The sequence below is a fragment of the Mediterraneibacter butyricigenes genome, from assembly GCF_003574295.1.
Classification (GTDB): domain Bacteria; phylum Bacillota; class Clostridia; order Lachnospirales; family Lachnospiraceae; genus Mediterraneibacter_A; species Mediterraneibacter_A butyricigenes.
Map to the genome: position 1 here is coordinate 1552339 of NZ_BHGK01000001.1, position 21392 is coordinate 1573730.

The 21392-nt window shown below is 41.9% G+C and carries 20 protein-coding genes and 2 pseudogenes; 3 read left to right on the top strand and 19 right to left on the bottom strand.

The annotated features are described in order from the left end of the window. Positions 1–85 precede the first annotated feature (85 nt). The 13 genes and pseudogenes from KGMB01110_RS07675 to KGMB01110_RS07740 form a co-directional block, all read right to left on the bottom strand. Positions 86–712, bottom strand: coding sequence for a hypothetical protein (locus KGMB01110_RS07675; RefSeq protein WP_119297955.1), 627 nt, complete (start codon positions 710–712; stop codon positions 86–88). A 263-nt stretch (positions 713–975) separates the two neighbouring features. Further along, positions 976–1878, bottom strand: coding sequence for a conjugal transfer protein (locus tag KGMB01110_RS07680; RefSeq protein WP_119297956.1), 903 nt, complete (start codon positions 1876–1878; stop codon positions 976–978). 14 nt (positions 1879–1892) lie between these two features. After that, positions 1893–2900, bottom strand: coding sequence for a bifunctional lytic transglycosylase/C40 family peptidase (locus KGMB01110_RS07685; RefSeq protein WP_119297957.1), 1008 nt, complete (start codon positions 2898–2900; stop codon positions 1893–1895). After that, positions 2897–5044: a CD3337/EF1877 family mobilome membrane protein gene (locus KGMB01110_RS07690; protein WP_119297958.1), complete on the bottom strand. Its 2148-nt coding sequence runs from the start codon at positions 5042–5044 to the stop codon at positions 2897–2899. The genes KGMB01110_RS07685 and KGMB01110_RS07690 overlap by 4 nt, the downstream gene beginning before the upstream one ends. After that, positions 5041–7493, bottom strand: a pseudogene (gene tcpF / locus KGMB01110_RS07695) (conjugal transfer ATPase TcpF). The gene KGMB01110_RS07690 and the pseudogene tcpF overlap by 4 nt, the downstream one beginning before the upstream one ends. Next, positions 7480–7869: a conjugal transfer protein gene (locus KGMB01110_RS07700; RefSeq protein ID WP_005611098.1), complete on the bottom strand. Its 390-nt coding sequence runs from the start codon at positions 7867–7869 to the stop codon at positions 7480–7482. Before KGMB01110_RS07700 ends, tcpF begins: the two are co-directional and overlap by 14 nt. Before the next feature lie 113 nt (positions 7870–7982). Further along, positions 7983–8486: an antirestriction protein ArdA gene (locus KGMB01110_RS07710; RefSeq protein ID WP_119297960.1), complete on the bottom strand. Its 504-nt coding sequence runs from the start codon at positions 8484–8486 to the stop codon at positions 7983–7985. A 16-nt stretch (positions 8487–8502) separates the two neighbouring features. Continuing rightward, on the bottom strand, positions 8503–8898 hold the full coding sequence (locus tag KGMB01110_RS07715; protein WP_118278883.1) for a hypothetical protein: 396 nt from the start codon (positions 8896–8898) through the stop codon (positions 8503–8505). 15 nt (positions 8899–8913) lie between these two features. Beyond that, positions 8914–9387, bottom strand: a complete 474-nt coding sequence (locus tag KGMB01110_RS07720) for an antirestriction protein ArdA (protein ID WP_179960482.1) — start codon at positions 9385–9387, stop codon at positions 8914–8916. A 23-nt stretch (positions 9388–9410) separates the two neighbouring features. Next, positions 9411–9632 carry a hypothetical protein gene (locus tag KGMB01110_RS07725; RefSeq protein WP_004844214.1) on the bottom strand — a complete coding sequence of 74 codons (222 nt, stop codon included), beginning with the start codon at positions 9630–9632 and terminating at the stop codon, positions 9411–9413. Beyond that, entirely contained in the window at positions 9629–9763 is a 135-nt protein-coding gene (locus KGMB01110_RS07730; protein ID WP_082413842.1) for a DUF3789 domain-containing protein, read from the bottom strand. Before KGMB01110_RS07730 ends, KGMB01110_RS07725 begins: the two co-directional genes overlap by 4 nt. Before the next feature lie 3 nt (positions 9764–9766). Continuing rightward, the gene (mobT, locus tag KGMB01110_RS07735; RefSeq protein WP_005423183.1) at positions 9767–10999 is read right to left on the bottom strand and encodes a MobT family relaxase; all 1233 of its coding nucleotides are present in this window, start codon (positions 10997–10999) and stop codon (positions 9767–9769) included. 220 nt (positions 11000–11219) lie between these two features. Then, positions 11220–11633: a hypothetical protein gene (locus KGMB01110_RS07740; RefSeq protein WP_119297961.1), complete on the bottom strand. Its 414-nt coding sequence runs from the start codon at positions 11631–11633 to the stop codon at positions 11220–11222. 108 nt (positions 11634–11741) lie between these two features. On the opposite strand from KGMB01110_RS07740, the gene KGMB01110_RS07745 reads away from it, so the two are divergent. Beyond that, positions 11742–11942, top strand: coding sequence for a helix-turn-helix domain-containing protein (locus KGMB01110_RS07745; RefSeq protein WP_005334884.1), 201 nt, complete (start codon positions 11742–11744; stop codon positions 11940–11942). Here KGMB01110_RS07745 and KGMB01110_RS07750 read toward each other — a convergent pair. From KGMB01110_RS07750 to KGMB01110_RS07775, 6 genes are all read right to left on the bottom strand, one after another. Beyond that, complete coding sequence (locus KGMB01110_RS07750) at positions 11934–13325, bottom strand: FtsK/SpoIIIE domain-containing protein (RefSeq protein ID WP_119297962.1); 1392 nt, start codon at positions 13323–13325, stop codon at positions 11934–11936. The genes KGMB01110_RS07745 and KGMB01110_RS07750 overlap by 9 nt on opposite strands. 103 nt (positions 13326–13428) lie before the next feature. Next, a complete protein-coding gene (locus KGMB01110_RS15040) occupies positions 13429–13824 on the bottom strand; it encodes a DUF6483 family protein (protein WP_170141702.1) in 396 nt (131 codons plus the stop codon). Positions 13825–13897: 73 nt separating this feature from the next. Beyond that, a complete protein-coding gene (locus KGMB01110_RS07760; protein ID WP_119297963.1) occupies positions 13898–14500 on the bottom strand; it encodes a Type 1 glutamine amidotransferase-like domain-containing protein in 603 nt (200 codons plus the stop codon). 96 nt (positions 14501–14596) lie between these two features. Beyond that, a complete protein-coding gene (locus tag KGMB01110_RS07765; RefSeq protein WP_117980758.1) occupies positions 14597–14980 on the bottom strand; it encodes a YdcP family protein in 384 nt (127 codons plus the stop codon). Between the two features lie 15 nt (positions 14981–14995). Further along, positions 14996–15319 (bottom strand): YdcP family protein, encoded by a 324-nt coding sequence (locus KGMB01110_RS07770; protein WP_117525532.1) that lies wholly within the window; start codon positions 15317–15319, stop codon positions 14996–14998. 178 nt (positions 15320–15497) lie between these two features. Continuing rightward, on the bottom strand, positions 15498–18551 hold the full coding sequence (locus KGMB01110_RS07775; RefSeq protein ID WP_119297964.1) for a VaFE repeat-containing surface-anchored protein: 3054 nt from the start codon (positions 18549–18551) through the stop codon (positions 15498–15500). A gap of 773 nt (positions 18552–19324) precedes the next feature. Here KGMB01110_RS07775 and KGMB01110_RS15665 point away from each other — a divergent pair. Together KGMB01110_RS15665 and KGMB01110_RS07785 are read left to right on the top strand one after the other, a co-directional pair. After that, positions 19325–20641 (top strand): annotated as a pseudogene (locus KGMB01110_RS15665) (ARMT1-like domain-containing protein). 181 nt (positions 20642–20822) lie between these two features. Continuing rightward, positions 20823–21392: a glycerol-3-phosphate responsive antiterminator gene (locus tag KGMB01110_RS07785; protein ID WP_119297965.1), complete on the top strand. Its 570-nt coding sequence runs from the start codon at positions 20823–20825 to the stop codon at positions 21390–21392.

Here is a 21392-nt window from a genome sequence, read left to right on the forward strand (position 1 = left end):
ATAGCCTGTCAGAGTAATATGTCATACCAGATTGTCATTCTAATAGAAATCCATCTTATTACAAAACATAAAATTTTTCTTTTCTCTAGAAAGTTTTTTCCCAGTCCTCATCTGTATATGAAACTTCTTCATTCATTAGATTTCCGCCAACTACTAATTTCCCTGTATCGACATTATAAATATTTAGATAAATTGAATAATCAGGATTGCCATCTAATATCTGATACATGGCACAATATATAGCTGTTTTTCCAACGCATGAAAAAGCTTTTTTAAATGAAAGCTCTTGATCATAGTACATATTAATAGTGTTATATGAATCATTACAACACATATCATACTTCTGATTGATACCTGTTAATACTGCCTTTTGATCATCTATATGTTTTTCAACATATCCTTTCCAATACTCAATTTCTTCCTGAGTAGCAACCATATTAACTTGTCCGTCAATACATTCGATTTTCTGATAATTTCCGTCACTGTTTTCTTTAAGATAGTCAACTAGTGCTTCTTCATCATACCCAGACAATCCTTTAAACTGTTCTGGAAAAACAATTTCTATTGTATCTTCTAAAACTGTAGGGTTCTTTATTACACTACTTTCCTTTTCGTTTACAGATTCCGTCACAGTGTCTATTTCTTTACTACACGCCGTCAAGAATGTGCATACTAACACAACAACTAGTACAGTAAGAGTGCGTTTTTTCATGATTTTTCCTCCGTTTTTTGCTATTCTCTGTATTCAAACAACATATCATAATCCTTAATTATGATTTTGTGCTGTTCCTCATTAGTTAAGTAATTCTCATTATTCTCTTTTGCAACTTTCGATTTGTCTTTTTTTTCATTATACACAGTATTTATGTATTTTTCTACATATTTATCGCTTTAGAAATTGCCTTAAAATATTATAATAGATTGCAAAATAGTATAGATTAAATAACAACTTTCCATACTATTCTGCTGTAATATTTATTCTACAATCTTCCAGTTATCGTCCTTATGAAGCATAAGCTCATACTGTGAAATTTGCGTCATTTTCGATTTGTTGTCCAGATATTTCACAGACACACTGACCTTGAGATTATCGCCATCTTTGGTAAAGACAGGGTTTTCCAGTTCTGAAAATACATAATCGCCAGATACAGGGGCAAGCACACCGTCTTTGACATAGTAGGCAAGTTCCTTTTCCGTAGCTGTCGGGTACAGCTTAAAGAATGTTTCCAAGAAAGCGGTAGCGTCTTTGACTGAATCGGAGCTGACACTGACATCGGCTTCCTGTGCTTTCGGTTCATACTTTGATTTCTGCACTGCCGGAGCAAGGGTAGGATTCTGGGTAATGACCATTGCACCGTCCTTATCCACATGAACGGTCACGGTGTAGTTTTCTGTGACTGCCTGTGTCTGTTCTCCCTCTTTTACCTGCTGATCTACTTCGTAGGCAACGGTAAAATCGTTCGTTCCAGACGGCTTTACATTCCAGACCAGCACATTTGTAACCGTAGCACTGGTTGGTATATCGGTTCTGATGGTATCGGCGTTCAAGTCCTGTAATTCTTTGGTAAGGTATTTACTGATTTCCGTTGTCCTTGCTTCAATGGCTTCCTTGCTGGTATCCCATGAGTAGTAGGCTTTCGCAAAGTTCTTGACGAAATTCTCAATACCGTTGGTATCGTTCAATCTTAGCTGAATGATTTCTTTTTCATGTACCGTGTGGGTGTCAATGGCGGTAAAGTTCTTATACACACCAAAACTGGTGCTTGCCAGAAGCACCGCCCACAACAGCAGGACAGATTTCTTATGTGTCCCGACTTTCATGGTATGCACTTTCTTATTCTTAGGTGCTTTCTCTGTTTTTTCTTTTTTCTTAAACATATTTCAAGTCCTTTCTATTGTTTGATTCTTCCGGCACAAATGATGTGCTGTTGCCAGTAGGCAGAGGTCAAATCGGTATAGCCGATTGGATTTCCGGCATGGTACATCTGATTGTTTCCCACATAGATTCCTACATGGGTTACATAGTCGCTGGTATTGTAGGTGGAATGGAAAAAGACCAAATCGCCAGCCTGTGCCTGTGACAATGGAATATGCTGGGTTGCGTCATACTGTGCCTGTGCAGTTCGTGGCAGGCTGATTCCGGCTTTTCCGTAGCACCACTGGGTAAGTCCAGAACAGTCAAAAGAGGTGTTCGGGTTACTGCCACCATAGACATATTTCCAGCCTTGATACTTCAATGCTTCATTCATAACCGCCTGTACCGTTTCGTTGCTGAACTGCTTCACAGTCAGATATTGGTTGACCAGCTCCACATAAAACATATTCCCGTAGTTATAACGCCAGCCACCATTTTTACTGACCGCTATTGGGTTCGTATAAGTTACTTTTGCACTGCCGGATTTATTCTTTGCGAAATTCTCTGCAAGGTTGAAGCTGTGCTTTTTCCCGTTCTTCGCCACATAGTCTGCATAGCCACCACCATAGTTATAAGATTGAATGACCACGTTAATGTCATTCATACCTTTGGCTTTACAGGAAGAAAGCAGGGACGCAAAATATTTACACCCCTGCTTAATGGATTCTTCTGTACTTAATGAGTTTGGCGGTAGTCCCAGACTTTCACTGGACTGCATAACATCGGTAGCCGTACCGCCACTTTCCACCTGTATAATGGCAAGCAGGACGTTCACATACTCCGAGATACCGTTTTCTCTGGCGTATCTTTCTACCATCGGCTGATGTTTGAGGACATCGGCTGACAGGTTCATGCCAGAATAGACAGGCGAATAGCTGTCGGAACTGTCGTCATCTTCGCCGGAAATCAATATCCCGAAAAAGAGGACGATGGAAAAAAGGACTGGAAATATCGTACCTATGATAAGGATACGCTTTAATCTCATTTTTTCCGTCCTTTCTCTGGTTGCTTCGTAACAGTCTTACGATTTTGTTTTTGGTTGACCTGTTTCTGTACGGTTGTTTTCTTTTGATTACTTCTGGATTCCGCTACGTTTGACTGATTCGTTCTGGCAACAGATTTGACCTGTTGTTCCTGTCTGATATTGGTTCGGACATTTTCTTTTCCAGCCTTGACTTCTGCATTTTTTATCACAGAAGAAGTAACAGGACGTTTCATATCCGGCTTAGTAACTGTATCGGTCTGTGCAGGTTTTGGAACAGGTGTGGCAACAGGGCGTTCATGGCTTCTGGTAGCTCCGGCTGTCGCTGATCCATTCGCATGAACTGTCTGTCTTGCTTCCTGTGCTTTCTGTAATTCCTGCTTTTTCTGTGAGATATTTTCCCTGTGCAGGTTGCGTTTCTGTGTACGCTGTTCCTGTCGGTTTTCCCGTTCTTCCACAACGCCACGCTTAAAGTCCGATACATTATCCTTTGCTTTCTGTTTTGCAGAGTGAACAGCATAACCAGCCTGTGTCGGTAAGTCTTTCACATTTTCTTTCAGAGAAGAAGCACTGTCACGGACTTTATTTTTTGTATCCATTACAGCACCTACCGCAGAACCGACACGGCTTCCCACGGAAATATCATTATTCCTTTGTGGTCTGCCTGGCGTATTTTTATGTGTAGAACGAGAGTGATTATAAGTAGAACCAGCGACTGCACCAGCACCAGCTCCGACCATACTTCCTGTACCCACAGCCCTTGCAAGTCGGCGTTCCATACGTCTTGCCCTGTGTCGCATGAACACCATCGGTCTACGGAATATCCGGCGACCTATCTGCTGGCTGTCATTGGCATTCAGACTGAACATACTCATTAGTTCTCCGAGTTTCATGTAGATTCCGGCAAAACAGATTATCTGCAAAAATGCCACCATAAAGAACGGATAGTCTGTTGAGATATTGTAGAACATACTGGAAATCGAAAATGCCACCGTCACAACCAATGTAATTCCAGCTCTTGTCATAATGGCATTGAACACACGGACAACTGCCTGTTTCGCCATGTTTTCATAGGTTGGTATCATGGACATTAAAAAGCTGACAGGCAGGAACATGGCATAGATGATAAAAAGTATCTGGGAAAATAACATCATGCCGGTAAGCAGAAAGATAAAGATTGTGATACCGAGATTGAAAATGAGCAGGAAGAACACCATGCCAAGACGGTTGACGACCTGCGGAATGGTAAGGTTGTCATTGTCGTTATCCTCAATCTCTGTTTTTACAACATTTTCCCTTGTTTCCCCATCTTCATCGGACGGGCTGGCAGATACCAGAGCTTCTACACGGTCAGTCCCGATTTCTTCGGTATCGCTGTTCCCGAACTGCAATAACAGCCACGGTTTTTCTACCTGTATCGCAAACAGGCTGTCACGGATAAGGTCTACGCTGTCCTTGCCTTTGCTTTGTGAATCGGGGAGCATGATTTTTGTCCCCAAGTCCAGAGAAGCGGTGCTGATGTCCGAACTGAAATCATTGATTTTCTGGATATAATTGGGAGCATAAGCAATAAAGGACGCAGACACAATGAACACCACCACAAAATTGATAACGGCGTGAAGTGCCTTGCTGGTTTCCCGTTTGAGAAGTCCTGTATAGGCAATGTAAACACCTACAATCAGAATGATAATGAGCAGGAATCCCACATAGAACCCACTGCTGGAAAATCCGTTTTCGGTCACTCCGGCAAGTGTCTGGATACTTTTCCCGATACTGTCTGCCATGTCATTGATGAAGTCCAGCTTATACGCCTGTTGCACCACATACCCTGTGGCATTGCTAAGATACAGGCTGATTGTCCAGACAAAATTTGTGATACAGTAAAGCCCGTACTGCACCGATTTTCCAATGCCGTCCAGCCAGTTCCACGGAAGCCAAGACCAGCTATTGTCCACATAGAAATCAAGCTGATAATTGGAAAGCGGATACTTTGAATACAGGTTGTCTGCATTGACCGTATCATCGACCAGTCCAGACGCATGAGCCACCGTCCCAAGCAGGGACAGCAGTACCAGCGTGACGGTCACGGCAAGCAGAACCAGTTTCAGTACATGGAATACCTTTTCTTTTGTGACAGATTTCATCATTCCAAATCCACCTCACTTTTTATCGGCGGTCTGGTATCAAAGGCATGGAGCAGTTCTACAAAGACAGGGTGTATCTGTACCACGCCGACACGCCCGTATAAATCCTGCATTAAGCATTGTCCGTTCTCCAAATCCCTCAACCGTTTCTGGTTGTTTTCGTCCTCACTGTCCAGTCCGAAAAACTCTAAGGTCTGTTTGATTTCATTAGTATCTGTGGAGCGGAACGCAAACTTTAAACCGATGTTATTTTTCAGGCTTTCTTTCGATACGTCCCCAGAGGATTGTGTCACGAAATAAACTCCGGCGTTCATGGCTCTACCAGCACGCACCAGCTTGTTTGAGAGTGTTTCTCCTTGTGCCACATTTAAGAACGCCCATGCTTCGTCCAAGTCCACGATTTTAAAATGCTTCGGTCACTGTGAATGAAGTCAAGGGCAAAGGTACTGATAACAATTAAGATGGATACCGACAACAGTTCAATGGTCGTGTATTCCTCAAAGGTGGTATCCTTATCCGGCAGAACCAAATCTGCGACCTGTATAATGTTGAGCTGGTTATCCAGACTGATTGCATTTTCCACCGAACCGTCCGAGAACAAAAGCTGTGCAAAATCATAGTCCGTAAAACTTTCGATATGGTCTGCAATGTTACGGGATACGGCGGTATCCTCTTTTCGCAGTTCCTCAATGACCTGCAACAGCCCGTGGTTTGTGTTCTGGGATACCGTGCGGACAGCTTTTCTAAGGACAGGGAACTTTTCGCCGTCCCTTGAAGAAATTCCTGTAAGGAATGTAAGAATGTCGATGGCAAGACTTTCAGCGTCCTTGACATCTTTCATAATCACATACGGGTCTAACAGCCCTTGATTGCTGGAATCACTGGTAATGTTTACAATGTTGATTTCTTCTGCAATCTCCGACAGAGTTTCTTTCCAGTTCCCACGCTCACTTTTCGGGTCTAGGATAACCGCCTGTCCACCGAACAGGACGGAATAATATACCAGCAGGTTATTGCAGAATGATTTTCCACCACCAAGCGAACCCACAAAGGCAGAAGCCAACGCATTTGTGACCGTACCTTTTACCCCTTGACTGGCAAGGGACGGTTGCAGGTAGACATTTCTTCCCGTATCCACGGAATATCCGATATAGATTCCTGTATTTTCGCCCAACATCTGAGTAGCACCGAAACCAAGTCCGGCTAAAAAGTCGGATTTCACATACTGGATATAATCATTGATATAACGTTTGCTGGCTGGAAGAAACTCTCCATGCAGTCCCATCATATCTCCGGCAGGACGTACCAGCTTCACGTTCAAATCATCGTAAAAGTCCTTGACTTCATCACAACGGCGTTTCAGTTCGTCAAGATCGGGTGCAGACACCCGTATGACGTAACTTAACTTGTACATACTTTCCTTGCTCTGGTCTAAATCTGTTTCCAGTTCATCGACACTGTCTAAGGCTTCCACCACATTTGAACTTGTTTCATTTCCGGCTTGATAGGCGTGATTGTCCAAGTCCTTTAATTCCTTTTTCTTATTACGGACAGTGGTTAAGGCTTTCTTATTTCCGACAATCTCAACATTCATGGACGTATCCACAGGGAATGTGAACTGCTGTTGCTGGAAATAAAAGATTTCCGATGATGGGAAGTCCAGCTCCCCGACAATGGCATTGACCGTAAAGTAGGATACATAGCTTTCGCTGTCCTCATGTTCCAGACGCAAATATCGCTGGCTTTCTTCCACCACACAACGGGTAGGACGGATAAGGTCATAATACTTAATCAGAGTTTCTCTTTTTAATTTTCTTTTGGGTAGAGGATACACATAATCTTCATAGGCTATCCCGTCCCTGCCGTAGAGGTGTTCCATCAGATACGCAAAGTCTTTGGCTTCCAGTCGGCGGATTTTGAACCTACGGGAGATTTTATTTTCCAGCAGTTTTTCCATCTTCACATAACGGTTGATTTCATCATTGCTCATGGAAACAAAGTCATTCATCAGCGTGTGCCTTACCTCATTCAAAAACTCACGGAATGTCAGAAATACCGATTTTTTGATGTTCTTCAGATTGACTTCGTCCTCTGTGACCATGAGCTTGAATCCCAGAAAGAAACGGTAATCCACTTGATTATCACCTATCATGGATACAAGGGCTTCGGTCTGTTCGTCTATCTTTTGATAGGCGATTTCCTTTAATTTTCCTGTTACCAGCTTCTTTGACTGTTCCTGTATGCTTCGGATTGAACTTTCGGTTGCAATCTGCAACGCATGAATCTTTCCCTCACGGGACTGTGCTATAAGCTGACGGAAGCTGTCATGCACAAGGTATTTCTGCTCTGGGGATAAGAATGAATAATTGTACGGTATCAGCTCATAGTAGGCGAACACCTCATTGTCGTTATTCCAGACAAGGTTATTGTCGATATATTTAATCGGGAACATAGGTCACACTCCTTACTGCCGTGATAGTTTCCTCAAATTTTTGCTTATGCAGGTTCACGGCTTTTCCGGCATAAGTCACTTTGGGACGCAGGGCATACAGAACCATCGTCTTGATGTAACTGTATGGCTTTTTCCCGTCAAAGGTTTTCTGTGACATAAACCATGTAAGGGCAACGGGAATCCCGAAATATTTTAAAAATGCACCCTCAATCATGGAAAGTGGCGGTACGTCTGCAAACAGAATGATGATAAATTCCGTCAGCACAAACCATGTAATCTGGGTAAAGGTCACAGGGAATGGCAGGTTGACATCATTGATGGCATACAGTACCTTTTCCACGTTCCAGATACTTGTATAACTTCGGATTTTCTTCACTTGTAGTAACTCCTTTCTTCATTTTCATAACAACAGGGACAGCCGGATTTAACAGACTGTCCCCAAGAGAAAAGCTGACAGTAGCACCAGTGGCGGTGCTGATCTGCCAGCCCTTAACGCAGTACCTCACAGATACCAGCGTTTGTTGCAATAAATGTCCCCTCTATATCGAGGTCACGCCCGTAGGCTTCGTAGTCGATATAGTTCTGTAAAGAGGACGGGATTTCTCCGAGTACCTGTTCTTCATCAATCAGATAGTAGGCTAAATCGGTCATTGTTTCACAGCCGGAATACAGAATGATGTCGTCCTTATGCTCCACCAGTTCTTCCAGACTTCCATAGCAGGACACGAAACTTTCCAAGTCGTCCAGCAGGTAATCGGGTAATTCTTCCAACTGCTCATAGATACGGTTCAGTTCCGAAATGGAGATATATTCGCTAATCTCCATCGGGAAGTTGTCCGTATCATGGATTGCGTATTCTTCGTACTCCGTATTTAAGCCGATACGTTCTACAATCACTTCTTCGTCCAATGGAAAAGAGAACCAGTCCCCGACCAGTTCTCCCTCATTGTACTTGCCAAGGTTGGCTATATAGACTTGCATATCATCAATCATAAGCGGTCACTTCCTTTCACTCATTGTATTCATAAAATCTGCCATGCACACACAAGAACCGTTCTGATGGTTCTTCCATATCCGAACAGTTCCGATGGTATGTAATATTGCAAAGTCCGGCTTCCAGCTCTTGCAGGTTTGGAAACCATTCTCTTTGAATTGCAGGTATATCTTCGGGTGGGATTTCACTCTCCGAAATCGCAAGGCAGATATTGTTTAACAGGTCAAGGTCTGTATCTTGCAGGATTTCAAAAGGGAAATCATAATCACTGATAAGATAACGGTCACTGTCCGGCGGTAAGCCAATGGATTGTTTTAATGCTTCTATGTTGCAGGGAAGTGTAAACCATGCACAGCCTGTATCTTTTTCCTGTTCATCAAGATTGATAACAAATACTTTCATTTCTGCCATAAGCAATACCACCTGTCAAAGTTTGAACATGCCGTTGTTGCAGAGGGCATAACGTCCTTTTTCTTCCAGCTCATGGGCGTAGGCTTCCAGATTAAAATATTTCTTTCCCTTTTCGGAGAGAGCAGAAAATTCAATGTTATGCTCCAAGCGGTAACGGGCAACGTCCATGATGTTGTGGCACTCTGGATAAAACAGAAATTCTTCGGATTTCTGCAATAAATCCTCTACACCGCCACAATAGGGAATCAACTCTTTGTATGCCTGCTGAACTTCTGGCGATAAATCCGTGTAAGTAAAGTACAGCTTGTTTAACCGTCTGACAGATGTTGTCCTTACAATGTCGCCAGCAAAAGGGAGCTTCATGTCTGTGATTTGATAATCTTTACTGTCAGCTTCCACACCGAGCAGGTCACGGAACAGTTCATAATCAATAGGTAAATCAAACCAGCGAGAGGTTTTATCCTCTGCTGATTTGGTCGTTTCAATCAATACGCTACATTCTTCCATAGGCTTTACGCTCCAATAATCTTATTGAATAACTGTAACAATACGTCTTTTACGCCGGACGCATTGAATACAAGACCAACGGCTACTAAGGCAACTACCAAGAATCCGATGAGTTTGGAAAACTCACGCTTGAATCCCAAGTAGATACCGATAACAACAATCGCCATCAGCACAAGGCTCTGTGCGTTGCTTAAAAACCAGTTATAAAGGTTCTGTCCAAAATTCATGCTTTCTTTTCTCCTTTCAGTTCCATCATTTTTCGGTCAGACTGTCTGCCAGCCTGTAAAATACACATGGCAATCACGCCAACTGTTCCCCCTAAAGAGAAGAGCAGGAAGTCAAATAATAATCGTTGCATTTTTCAATTCTCCTTTTCCAAAATCACATCTTCGGTAGATGTGGTCTGCTGTTCAATTATCTTGTAATGCTTTTCCGTCAGTTTCGTGGATTTACGGATTTCTTTCAGATAATCAATCCCTGTTTTCGCTGTGATTGTTTCCAGCATTTTGAGTGTCGGGTCAACCTGCCGTTGAATCCAGCGTAGGGTTCTGTCCAGTGTGTAGGGTTCAGGTTTGGTCGTGAGCTTTAACGGCTCTCTGTTTTCCCCGATGAACCACGCCCAACGGACAGATAATTTCCAGTCGCTCCGTTTCTTGTCTGCTTCCTTATCCACAAAGCGTACATAACGGTTGATAATAGAAAATGCCGTCCGTTCAGCGTCATAGTAAGTCAGCAGGTCACGGACAGCATAATAAGCACGTTCATTTTTTAACCGTATTTCAAATCTGTTTTTTATCGGTGCTTCCTCAATGGGAATCCCAAGTTTGATGTACTGCTCATAGCTTTTTTCATAAACACAGAAGTACACCTCACTTTTCAATGAGCCGATATAAAGCGTATACCCCATACCAGCCTTGTCCTGTTCCTCATGCTTGACCAGTTCGCCGGAAGCATAGGACTTAAAGGAACGGAACACCGATACACATTCCTCATTCCGGCATTTTTCGGTCAGTTCTGGAATATCTAACATTCCCGTATGGTCATTGATGGCAAGGTCAAGACGTTTCATCACACCGCCGTCCACCAGAGCGTCCATAAGGAAGTCATACCAGCTCCGTTCCTGTGCCAGCAGATAACTTTCAAACTGGCGACAGCCTTTTCCTTTCAGTTCCAGCAGGACACCTTTTTCTTCATCGGGAGAAGTATATACGAAAATATCTCCGATGTAGTAGTGTTCTGTATAACTGTAATGCCCGAAGTCCTCATGTATCATGTATTGAATATTGAGCTGTAAAATATCTTTGATGATGTGTCCAATATCCAGTGTCGGAAACCGTATCCTCACATAATCAAACAGCATGGTAAGCGGTGCTTCTGGATTGAATTTTTCCAGAGCTTCCAAAAGTTTTACTTTCATTTCTTCTGTGACTGCCACCTTGCCGGATTCGATACGGCTTAAATGTTCACGGCTGATTCCAGCCATGACCGCAAGTTTCGTCTGGGATACACCGTACTGCAAACGCCTGTCTGCAAAATCCTGTATCCACTCTGTATCATTCAGTGCGATACCCCCTTTACGAAAAAACTGTGACATTTTATATCCGATGTCACAGCAGTAAAAAAAGCTACCAAACGCTTGATTTCAGCCAAGAATCGGTAACTTTTGTGTATGTTTCCTTGTGATTTGTGCCCCTCTGTTAGATACCGAGGGGCTTGATATATGCTGGCGTGGCTACCGCCACACCAGCAAGGCTAGTCCGTACCTGTGGCTTTCGCTTCGCACGCCACTTGTCCGTCCTGCCTTATGTGTGCAATCATTCCATTTCCAGAGTAAATTTTTCTGGATTGTCCACAATATTGTATGTGCCGTCTATCTGGTTCTCCTGCCGATAGGAAAAGCTAAATGCCGAGTTGCCGGATTCAGCGTCTTTCTGGTTCTTGTAGACCGTAACAGAAAGTGCGTGGGGAATCTGAATATCATAACTGAAACGGACACTGTGAAAAGAGTTGTCCCTGCATTTTTCAAATATTTGTTCCGCACATTTCTGTTGATCGGTCACGACCAAAGTGTTGAGTATGACCGACACCCGTAGCTCATAATGGTTATCAGAGCCAGAGCCAGACGAAGAAGATACGTCCATCTGTCGTCCCCATTGCAGGTAAAACAGGATTCCTGCCAAGAGCAGAAGTATAGTGATTACTATAATTATTGTCCGTTTTCTTATCATTTTAATTTCCTCCGTACACCTGTATTACAGTACAAGTGTAGAGCAAAACAGCTTATTTTTCAATACAGCTATATTTATAATTTGATTAAAAGAACGAGGTAAACAAAAATGACAGTGTACATGGATTTAGAAAATCTTCTCAAAGAAAAGAATATCAGTAAAAATAAAGTCTGTGAAGCCTGTAATTTACAGAGGACACAGCTCAACAACTACTGCAAAAATAAAGTAACCAGAATCGACTTCTCCATCTTAGCAAAGTTGTGTGAATATCTGGACTGCACACCTAATGACATCTTGAAATTAAAGTAAGGCTTCGGATTGCTCGAGAGCCTTTTTTTCTGTTCTCCTTTCTGCAAGTTCCCCAATCGTACCCAAGAAATCATAGCCTTTGGGTACAAGGGGAGTGTAAAATTCTGATATGACACTTGTTCCCACATCACAGTATCCACGCCCTTTAATTCGCTTCTGGAAAAATTGTTTTTTCACATCACTTCCAAAGAGCATACCGTAACCAAGTTCACTCATGCGACCAAGCCCCACACGGAAGTTAAAGTTATCTCTGATACCGTCCCCGAAATATTTTGCGTCTGGACGCTGGCAAGCCACAATCAGAAAATAGCCAGCCTGTCTGCCAAGCATGACGATTTTCTTTAGCTGGCTTAACAGGGCGGTACTTTCTTTTGTTGTGAGCATTTCTAGGAAAGCCACATATTCATCAAAGATAAGGAATTGTGGAGAAAGTCCCAGATAGGCATAGTTTTCTCCTGTACGGTAGTTCGGGTTCAGTTTCATTTCTTCCGAGCGTGTGACCATGCCCTCATAAAAGGTATTGACGCAGTCAATCATATCGTCTTTCGTGTGGTAGACATTTCCCATAACCGTTCCCAAATCTGCAAGGTCAGCGTTCTTCGGGTCAAGAATATATAAATCTGCATTGGTTCTAAGCAGTGCTTCAATGATGGTCAGTAGAAAATAGGTCTTTCCACCACCTGTACCACCGCAGATAAGGGCATGGGGAAGTGAATCATATTCCCACACCAGATTTTTCATTAACCGCAGACCGCCGTTTTCGGCAATTACTTCATCAATCGAAATACGGTTCGCTATCATATCATAGAGCAGGGTGTATTCGATATAGCCGTCATGCAGTGTCTTGTCGGTCAGCTCACAGTACAGTCCCGATTCCAGTTTATCCTCTAAGGACAGGAGCTGTTCTTGATATTTTCCCATTGTAATTTCACACAGGATATGGAGCAATCCATTGTCCATCTGGTAGTAAATTTTCGGAAACCACACGATTTTTTCTCTTGATCTGCTTTGCAGGTCAGTGAAAAAAACGCTGTCTTTGGTGTTCTCCGCTTCATACCATTTATTTTCCAGCACCATGCGAGCCAGTTTTTGTCTGTGTAGCAACCGCTTGATACGGTCATATCCATAACGGTAGTAGAGAAAAGCGACCAATGCACAAACACCAGTCGCTATCAGAACCGTAATGGAATTGTAGGCAGTCCAAGTAATTCCGGCATGGAGCAGGTTAAAATCTTTCCAGTTGGTAACAAGAAGCTGTCGCAGATTCAGTAGCAGGAACACCGCAACGAACAGGAGCAACAGCCAGCCGATACAGAAATGATAGACCAGCGATTTATCACTGGCATGAATCCTGTTACCTTTAGGTTTTTGCCATACTTTCATATAAACTCCTTTCTTTGGACGTAAGAAAAGCAGTCAATCATGTAGACTAACTGCTTTGTGAATATAAATATAAAATTATAAAGGCTGATTTTTTAATTCTGTATTACTCATTATATTTGAGCAAATAAAGCAAATCGCTATATCCCGATTTCATAAGTAATTGTTTGAAACCAGAAAGCACTTCTTCTTTTGTATAATTGTTGTTTTCCAAAAACTGATTATCTTTTTCACTAAGGTACTGATAAAAAAGAGCCACCGCCATTACTTCGTTTTTGTTTGTATAGTCAATGCTATCTAAAAGTATGTTCTCTGCTTCGTTAATCTGTCCTAAATCAATCATATTAAGAAAAATTTTCAAATTTTTTCCCGATACTTCATACTTGTTTTCTTTTTCAAGTTCAACAGAAACATACTTTTTCCCAAAGGCTAATGAAAATAATACTCTTACCATTTCTTTTATCATTCGCATGATGTAATCTTTTTCATCGGTAAAATTCATTTTCCCATCTCCTTAAATGTTGGTTTAATTGTTTGGAACATATAAGCTAACTTATAAAACTGGAATTTTCAAATTATTCTTTGCAAATAACCTTTGAACCTTCACCATCAATTACAATTCCCTGACGGTTGTTAATTGGGCATAGATTCAAATCCGAAAACTCAGTCATTATTTTCTCGGTAACTTTCTTAAATGGTGCTGTAAGATAATGCGGAAGAACATAGAAATCAATCAAATCAAGCCCTGCATCATCTTCTTGTGAGTAGTCCTCCGGCTTTTCATCCATTTGCTCGATATATTGGATGCTTGGAGCGCATATAATCGCACCTGCCGATTCACCAATCATCAGTTTTCCCTTTGCCAATTCTTTCTTCAACAGCTCATCCGTTCCCGTTTTACGGAGCTGGTCTATAAGGAAAAAAGAATTTCCGCCGGTAAAATATATCACATCCGCATCTTCAAAAACAGACTGTATCGTTGAATAAGCCTCCGTTGAAATATCAATTTCAGTTACGATTGCTCCCAACTTTTTGAATAATTTTCGAGCCGAGCCGACATAACCGATGTAGCCTTCACACAGCGAAGCTGTTGGAATAAATGCGACTTTTTTATTTTCAATTTCTTCCTTTATCAGACTTCCTACACTTGAAAAGTGCGAACATAAAAACAGTTTCATCAATATTCTCCTTTATATATAAATTACGATTTGATTAGATAAGCACATTATATCAATTATATACGACCCGTACAACAGAAAATCTAAGTTATGAACTTATTTCTTCGGCGGTTGCTGTGGAGCATTGTTCTGTGAATTTCCGGCATGAGTGCCTTTGTTCTTCAAAACAATATCGTCTGCTTTTACATACCAGTCCACATCTGCACCACGGTAATTTGCATTGGCTACCGTATCTGCCACAGGGTTGATAAGTTCCACTTCGGCGTTGTAGTCATAGTCCTTTAACGGCACAGTTGCTGGAACGGATACCTGTATCATGCGTCCCTGTGTGTTGCATTTCAAATCGTAGGTACGTTCCTTAATTTCCTCACTTACCGTTCCATCTTCATTTTGTACATGAACCTCACGGCGTAATGCGGAGAACTTCAACACTCCGAAAGTCTTTTCTTTATCAATAACGATTCCATTTGCTAATCTCATAATCTGAATACCTCCTTATTTACTTTCTGCTGGTAACATATCGTCTGCAAGCAGGATATAATTGACAAATCCACGTTCCCCGATTTTATACCCATCGGTAGTAATACGTGGGTTGATAAGTTTTACTTTCTGCTCCGGCGAGAAATGTTTTTCGCCAGCTTTGGCAGGAAGTGTCACAACTACATCATCGGCTCTCTGCACATCGGAATACAGGTTGTAGCTTCTGGTAATGACAGCCATACGCCCGTTGATTCTCTGCTGTTCCGTAGTGTTTTCTCCGGCAAACTCCAAGTTCCCGAAAGTCTCTTCCATGTTTGGTACGACAAATCTTAATTCCATAAATAATTGACCTCTTTTCTTTCAGTTTTAGTTTCTTTCCTGCTGTACGTTGTGGGGAGCTACACTCCCCACGCCCCTAGTGGACTTCACGCTCCTGTAAACCAAGTGCTTCACGGGAGCGTGAAGTTGCAAAAAGGGTGGCGACCTTGAACGCTCTACCAACCGCTACCTTACCGCCTTATGATTTCTTTCTACGGCGTTTGAAGTAAAGCATACCGCCAAGCCCTACGCAGGAAAGACTGAGCATGACAAGATAAGCATAGATATTGGTATTGTCGCCTGTTTTTGGACTGTTACTTGTCTTAGTAATCGTAGATGGTGTATCCGGCGTGTCGGTATCCTTTGGTGTGTCTGGTACTTCCGGCACTTCCTTGATTGTCACAGTCTGTCCATCGTCTGTGATGTCCTTATGTTCCGTCACTTTCTTTGGTTCGTCTGGATTAGTCATATCGTATAATTCCTCAAATGTGACAAGGCTCTTGCCACCAAGAAAAGAACCATCAAAGGTAAAGGCAATCTCAACTGTCATTTTTTCATTGTCGGCTGTAAACTCATAATCATTGGATACTTTCTTTCCATCAATCAGAAGTTTTGCATTTTCCTTTTTTAACATCTGCCAGCCGGAAAGTTTGTATTTTGTTCCAACTTCCAGACCATCTAATGTGACTTTATCCACAATCGTTACATCTTTTCCGGCTTCGATTTCTTTCTTGCCGTTCTTGTCCGTAGCGGTAGTATGGATTTTGATGATACGTTCCGTGATAAGAACGGTCTGTCCATCATCGTTGATGTCCTTATGTTCGGCAACCTTGACAGGCTCTTTCGGATTGCTCATATCGTACAATTCCTCAAAGGTAACAAGGTTCTGACCGCCAAGAGCTGAACCATCAAAACTGTAAGTAATCTCAACCGTCATTTTTTCGCTGTCAGCAGTGAAAGTGTAATCACTGTCTACACGTTTCCCGTCAATCAGAAGTTCGGCGTTTTCTTCCTTTAACATCTGCCAGCCAGAAAGTTTATATTTTCTGCCTGTTTCCAAGCCATCAAGTGTGACTTTGTCCACGATCTTGATGTCTTTTCCGGCAACAATCATTTTTTCGCCTGTTTTCTTGTCGGTAGCTGTGGTATGGATTGTGATTTCTTTTTCGTATTCATCGGTCAGTGTCCCTAAATCTACGGTCACTTTATTTCTGGATACGACCACCTCAAAGGCTGGAATCAGCTTAAATCCGGCGTTGGAATCACACTTTAATTCCTCAATCACATAGGTATCATAGAGTAATGCACCTTTGCTGTCGTCTGGTTCAGATGTCCCAAACCATACACCGTCTTCACTGGATTTTCCGGCATTGGTATTGACCTTGTGGGAAGCCCAGCTTGAAGCAGTAGAGAACTGACCGTTTTTGTCAGTAACTACAATATGGGATTCTCCCGTTGTCTTGCTTGTAATTCTGAATGGAACACCTGCAAGACGTTTGTGTGTACCTGCACCGATTTTTACACCCTCAATATCGCCACGTTTAATCTGGTTGTAGACAGAGTGGGATTTGTCGGTCAAGTCCACGATTTTTCCATCTTCCGTGATAGAAAAGTCGATTGCCTTTGCACCATCTGTCAAGTAGCCCTCTGGTGCTTTGCTTTCTTCTAATCTGTAATTTCCGTAAGGGAGCAAGTCGGCAGAAGTAGAAGCAATTCCGTCAATGCCTGTCTGAATCTTCTTTACGGTTTCATTCTTGTTGTATAATTTTCCCACAACCAGTACAGGACTGTCATTTAAGGAAATGATGTTAAACTCTGTGTACTGTAAGGTCGCACTTCCCTGTGCTTTGGTATCCTTTGTTTCAAGGTCACGTTTCTGGATTTTCATACCGCCACGGATAACCTTGTCGGATACGGAATATTGGTTGCTTCCAGAAAGTACGGCAAGTTCGCCATCTTCGGAAATCTGTGTAAGGTACGTTCCCTTAATCTGTTCGGAACTTCCGTCAGCCTGCATATATGCACCATCTAATAAGTAGCCGTTTGGTGCTTTTGTTTCTGTGACAGTGAGTGTACCAAGTGGCAGTACATTTTTACCGTCCTGTGTATAGAAGCTGTCGCCGGATACTTTGTAGCTGTCGGCAAGTCTGGATACATAATGGATAGTTCCGTCACTGTCTTTTTCGGCAACGGTTTTGGTTGTCCATGTACGGGTAGCCTTTGCAGGAAGATTGTCTGCATTGTAGTAACCGTCATAATAGCTCCATGTGAACTCTGCACCCTCTAAAGAAGCAGTTCCCTGTGGAGTGGATTTTCCTGTTTCCATGTCGATTTTGAATAAATCAATCAAAGTTTCTGTGACTTTTGGAGTGTCGGCAACAGTCAAAGTCGCTGTTTTTCCAACTTCCACATTTAAGGCATGGACAGTAGAATCCAGCTTGTAACCTTTTGGAGCAGAAAGCTCTTTGATGTAAACTGTTCCAGCTTTTACCTCAACTTCTTTGGTATCGCCGTTTCCATCGGCAGTAAGTGTGGCAAGCTGGCTGTTACAGCCCTTATCAGAATAGACACCAAATGTCGCACTCTCAAAAGAATAATTGGCATTGCTATCTGTGACAGTGGGATTGGAAGAAGTCTTTTTGACCTTTGCATTTCCCACATTTAACTTCGCCCAGAACTGTCCGATGTCCTGTCCTTCGCCAGTGTAAATGTAACCGCCACATTCATAGCGTCCCTTATTTGCTTTCACAAATGCTTTCGCACCAGCGTACACTTCATTCTGTACTGCCTGTGAGATTTCATTATAGGAAGCTCTGACGTTGTCGCACTGCCAGCCGAGCTGTTCACTCAATCTCTGCCAGACAACACATTGTTCCAGCAAATACTTCTGGTTGTTATTCAGCCCTGTATGAGTAGCGGTATATTGCTTGACGTACTCTAAGGAAAGAGCAACGTCCGCAATCTGATCACTACTCATACGTGTACTTGCGTCAGACCTTGTTTTATATCCATTCTTGAAATTAGTATTGATGTCCACGCAGTAGGCAGTTTCGCCCTCAACTTTCATGTGTCCCTCATGGAACGTGGATTTAATAGAACCGTCATTCATAATTTGTTCAATGTAGCCGACACGTTCTGCTGATTCTGTCCAGTATTGATTGCCGGAAGCATGAACCGCCGTCACTGGTAATGCCGTAAGAATGGTTGCAAAAGCAAGCGTTCCTGTCAGCAATCGCTTTACTAGCTTATTCATATTTTCTCTTTCTCCTTTCGATTTTGGGTATGAAAAAAGACGCTCATTTATTGAACGCCTTTAACTTAATTAAATTCAACCTAACGGGTATCTTGTTTCCATGTGATAAATGATTTTAAATACGATTGTAACAAATTATCAGTAATTCCCGAAAAAGTGGTTGGTTTGCTAACAGCCTGCTAACACTCTAAAGGATATAATTGAATATTAGAGTTTATTAACAGAGTCGTTGTGCAAGCCCCTTTTCCGCTTTTTGGGGCGTTAAACGTCCCTTACAGGATAATCGAACTACTGCATACTAACCGCCACAGGGAACTCCTAAGCGCTAGCTGTGGGTTCGATTCCCGCAGGGGACGGTTACTAAAAAAGCGGTAATGATTAGCAGAAAATGCTATATCATGAGCCGCTTTTTTTCTTTTCGATGAGATAAGAAAAGGCAGGCAGGGAATGAATTTCCAGCTAATTTGAAGTAATTTTCGTTAGCTGGCAGCTAATCAAAAATGCTGTTTTGCAAACGGGAAAAAATGGACTTCCTGCTAACATCGGGGTTCGTTCCTGTTGAAACCTCAGATCGGGGATGTAAAACAGGGTAAAACGGAGAAAAATCCTTTGCTGAAAGGAACTTCTGCAAACATCTATTAGCTGAAACAATAGAATATTTCATTAGCTGTAGCTAATGGCAAACGGGATGCTCGTTTGGATCAGATTCAAATATAAGAATCTAATCTGAACGGGCATTTTTTAGTTTGGATTACAGGAAAAGGAGGAGTTCAATGGCAGGAAAAGAAAACGAATCAAACAGGCTGTTTGAGGATGAGAAAGTCATAGAAATTGAGATTGAAAGACTCAGATCATTTAAAGGCCATCCTTTTAAAGTGAATGACGATAAGGAAATGCATCTCCTGAAGGACAGCATAAAACAGTACGGTGTATTGAATCCGTTGATCGTAAGGCCGGTACCAGATGGTGCATACGAAATCATTTCTGGTCACAGAAGAAAATATGCGGCATAGCAACTTGGATATCGGAAAGTGCCTGTGATCATTCGAGTTATGAACGATGAGGAAGCCATTATAAAAATGGTGGATGCTAATCTTCAAAGGGAACGGATCAGTTACAGTGAGAAAGCTTTTGCTTACAAAATGAAAAATGATGCTATGAAAGGGACTGCTGGAAGACCGCGTAGCCAAATCGACCACAATTTAAAAGGAAAGAGAACAGTGGAAATTATCGCAGAAGAAACAGGTGAAAGTCCAAAGCAGGTGCAAAGATATATTACTCTTACGAACCTGATTCCAGAGCTTTTACAGCAGTTAGACGATGAACTGATTTCCTTCAATCCGGCAGTTGAACTGGCAGCATTAAACGAAAAGGAACAAAAACAGCTAATCGAAGCCATGGATTATGCTCAGTCAGTGCCCTCTCTTTCTCAGGCACAGCGAATAAAAAAATTGAGCAAAGATGGAAAGCTGACCTTAGAAAAGATGCAGGAAATTCTCAGTGAAATAAAAAAAGGAGAAATAACAAGAGTCACATTTACAAATATTGGAAATTATATTGATTTTGGAGCCATGACTCAGGTTGACAGTGATATTTTTTTAGAATTATTTTCAAAAGTCCAGATAAGTGAATCGGACGAAATCACGTATCAGTCTTTTTTAGATCAATGTTCGAAGGCAGAGACTTTTTTACTGCTGGCAGATAATTGCGGAGAGATTGTATTAGATAAACTGCTGGTAGAACAACTGAAGGAAAGATTTCCTGAATTAAAAGTAGCAGTTATGGTGCGAGGCGGCGAAGTTCTGAATGATGCGACAAAAGAAGATGCTATTTATGTAGGAATGGATCAGGTTGCAGAAGTCGTTTCCAATGGAAAACCGGTACCGGGAACGGTGTATGAATTGCTTTCTGAAGAAGCAAAGGAATTGCTGGACCATGCGGATGTGATTTTGTCAAAGGGTCAGGGGAATTATGAATCCTTATCCAATCAGGGAAGACATATTTTCTTTACCTTCTTATGTAAATGTGATCAATTTACAGAGCGATTTGGGGTTCCGGAACTGACCGGAATGTTTGTGGAAGAATGTTGATTTTTCTTTATAAAATCCACAAAGGATATTGACAATATCACAAAAAAGTTGTAAAATACAACATGTAGAGACGTTTCAAATTCATATTGGGCAGAGAAGATGAAGCCACATAATACGTACTAGAGGTATTTTGTGGCTTTTTTTGTACCATTTTTTAAATCGATTTAAAGGGAGTAACACTATGATCACAACAGCAATACGGAAAAAATTTATGGAATATCCGGTGATTGCGGCGGTACGGACACTGGACGACTTTGAGGCTGCATTTCACTCTAAAGTAAAGATTATCTTTATGGTTGGAGGAGATGTATTTAAATGCAGAAAGAAAATCCAGGAAGCAAAAGAACAGGGAATGGTTGTCTTTTTCCATATGGATCTGGTAGAAGGAATCGGAAAAGATGCAAGCGGAATACATTTTGCAAAAGAAACTCTGGGGATTTCAGGAGTTCAGTCGACCAGAGTACATATTTTAAAGCTGGCGAAGCAGGAAAAACTGGTGACGGTGCATAGACTGTTTGTCACAGACTTTCAGGCACTGCAAAGTGGATTAAAACTTGTTCATACGTCTAATCCTGATTTTGTGGAACTTACTCCGGGGATTTTACATCCCATTGTGAAAAAAGTAAGCAAAGAAATTCCATATCCGGTGATTTCCAGCGGCTTAATTGCAGGAAAAGATGAAGTGGAAAAACTGTTGAAAGAAGGAGCATCCAACATTGTTTGCAGTGATCAGAAATTATGGTCTTTCTAA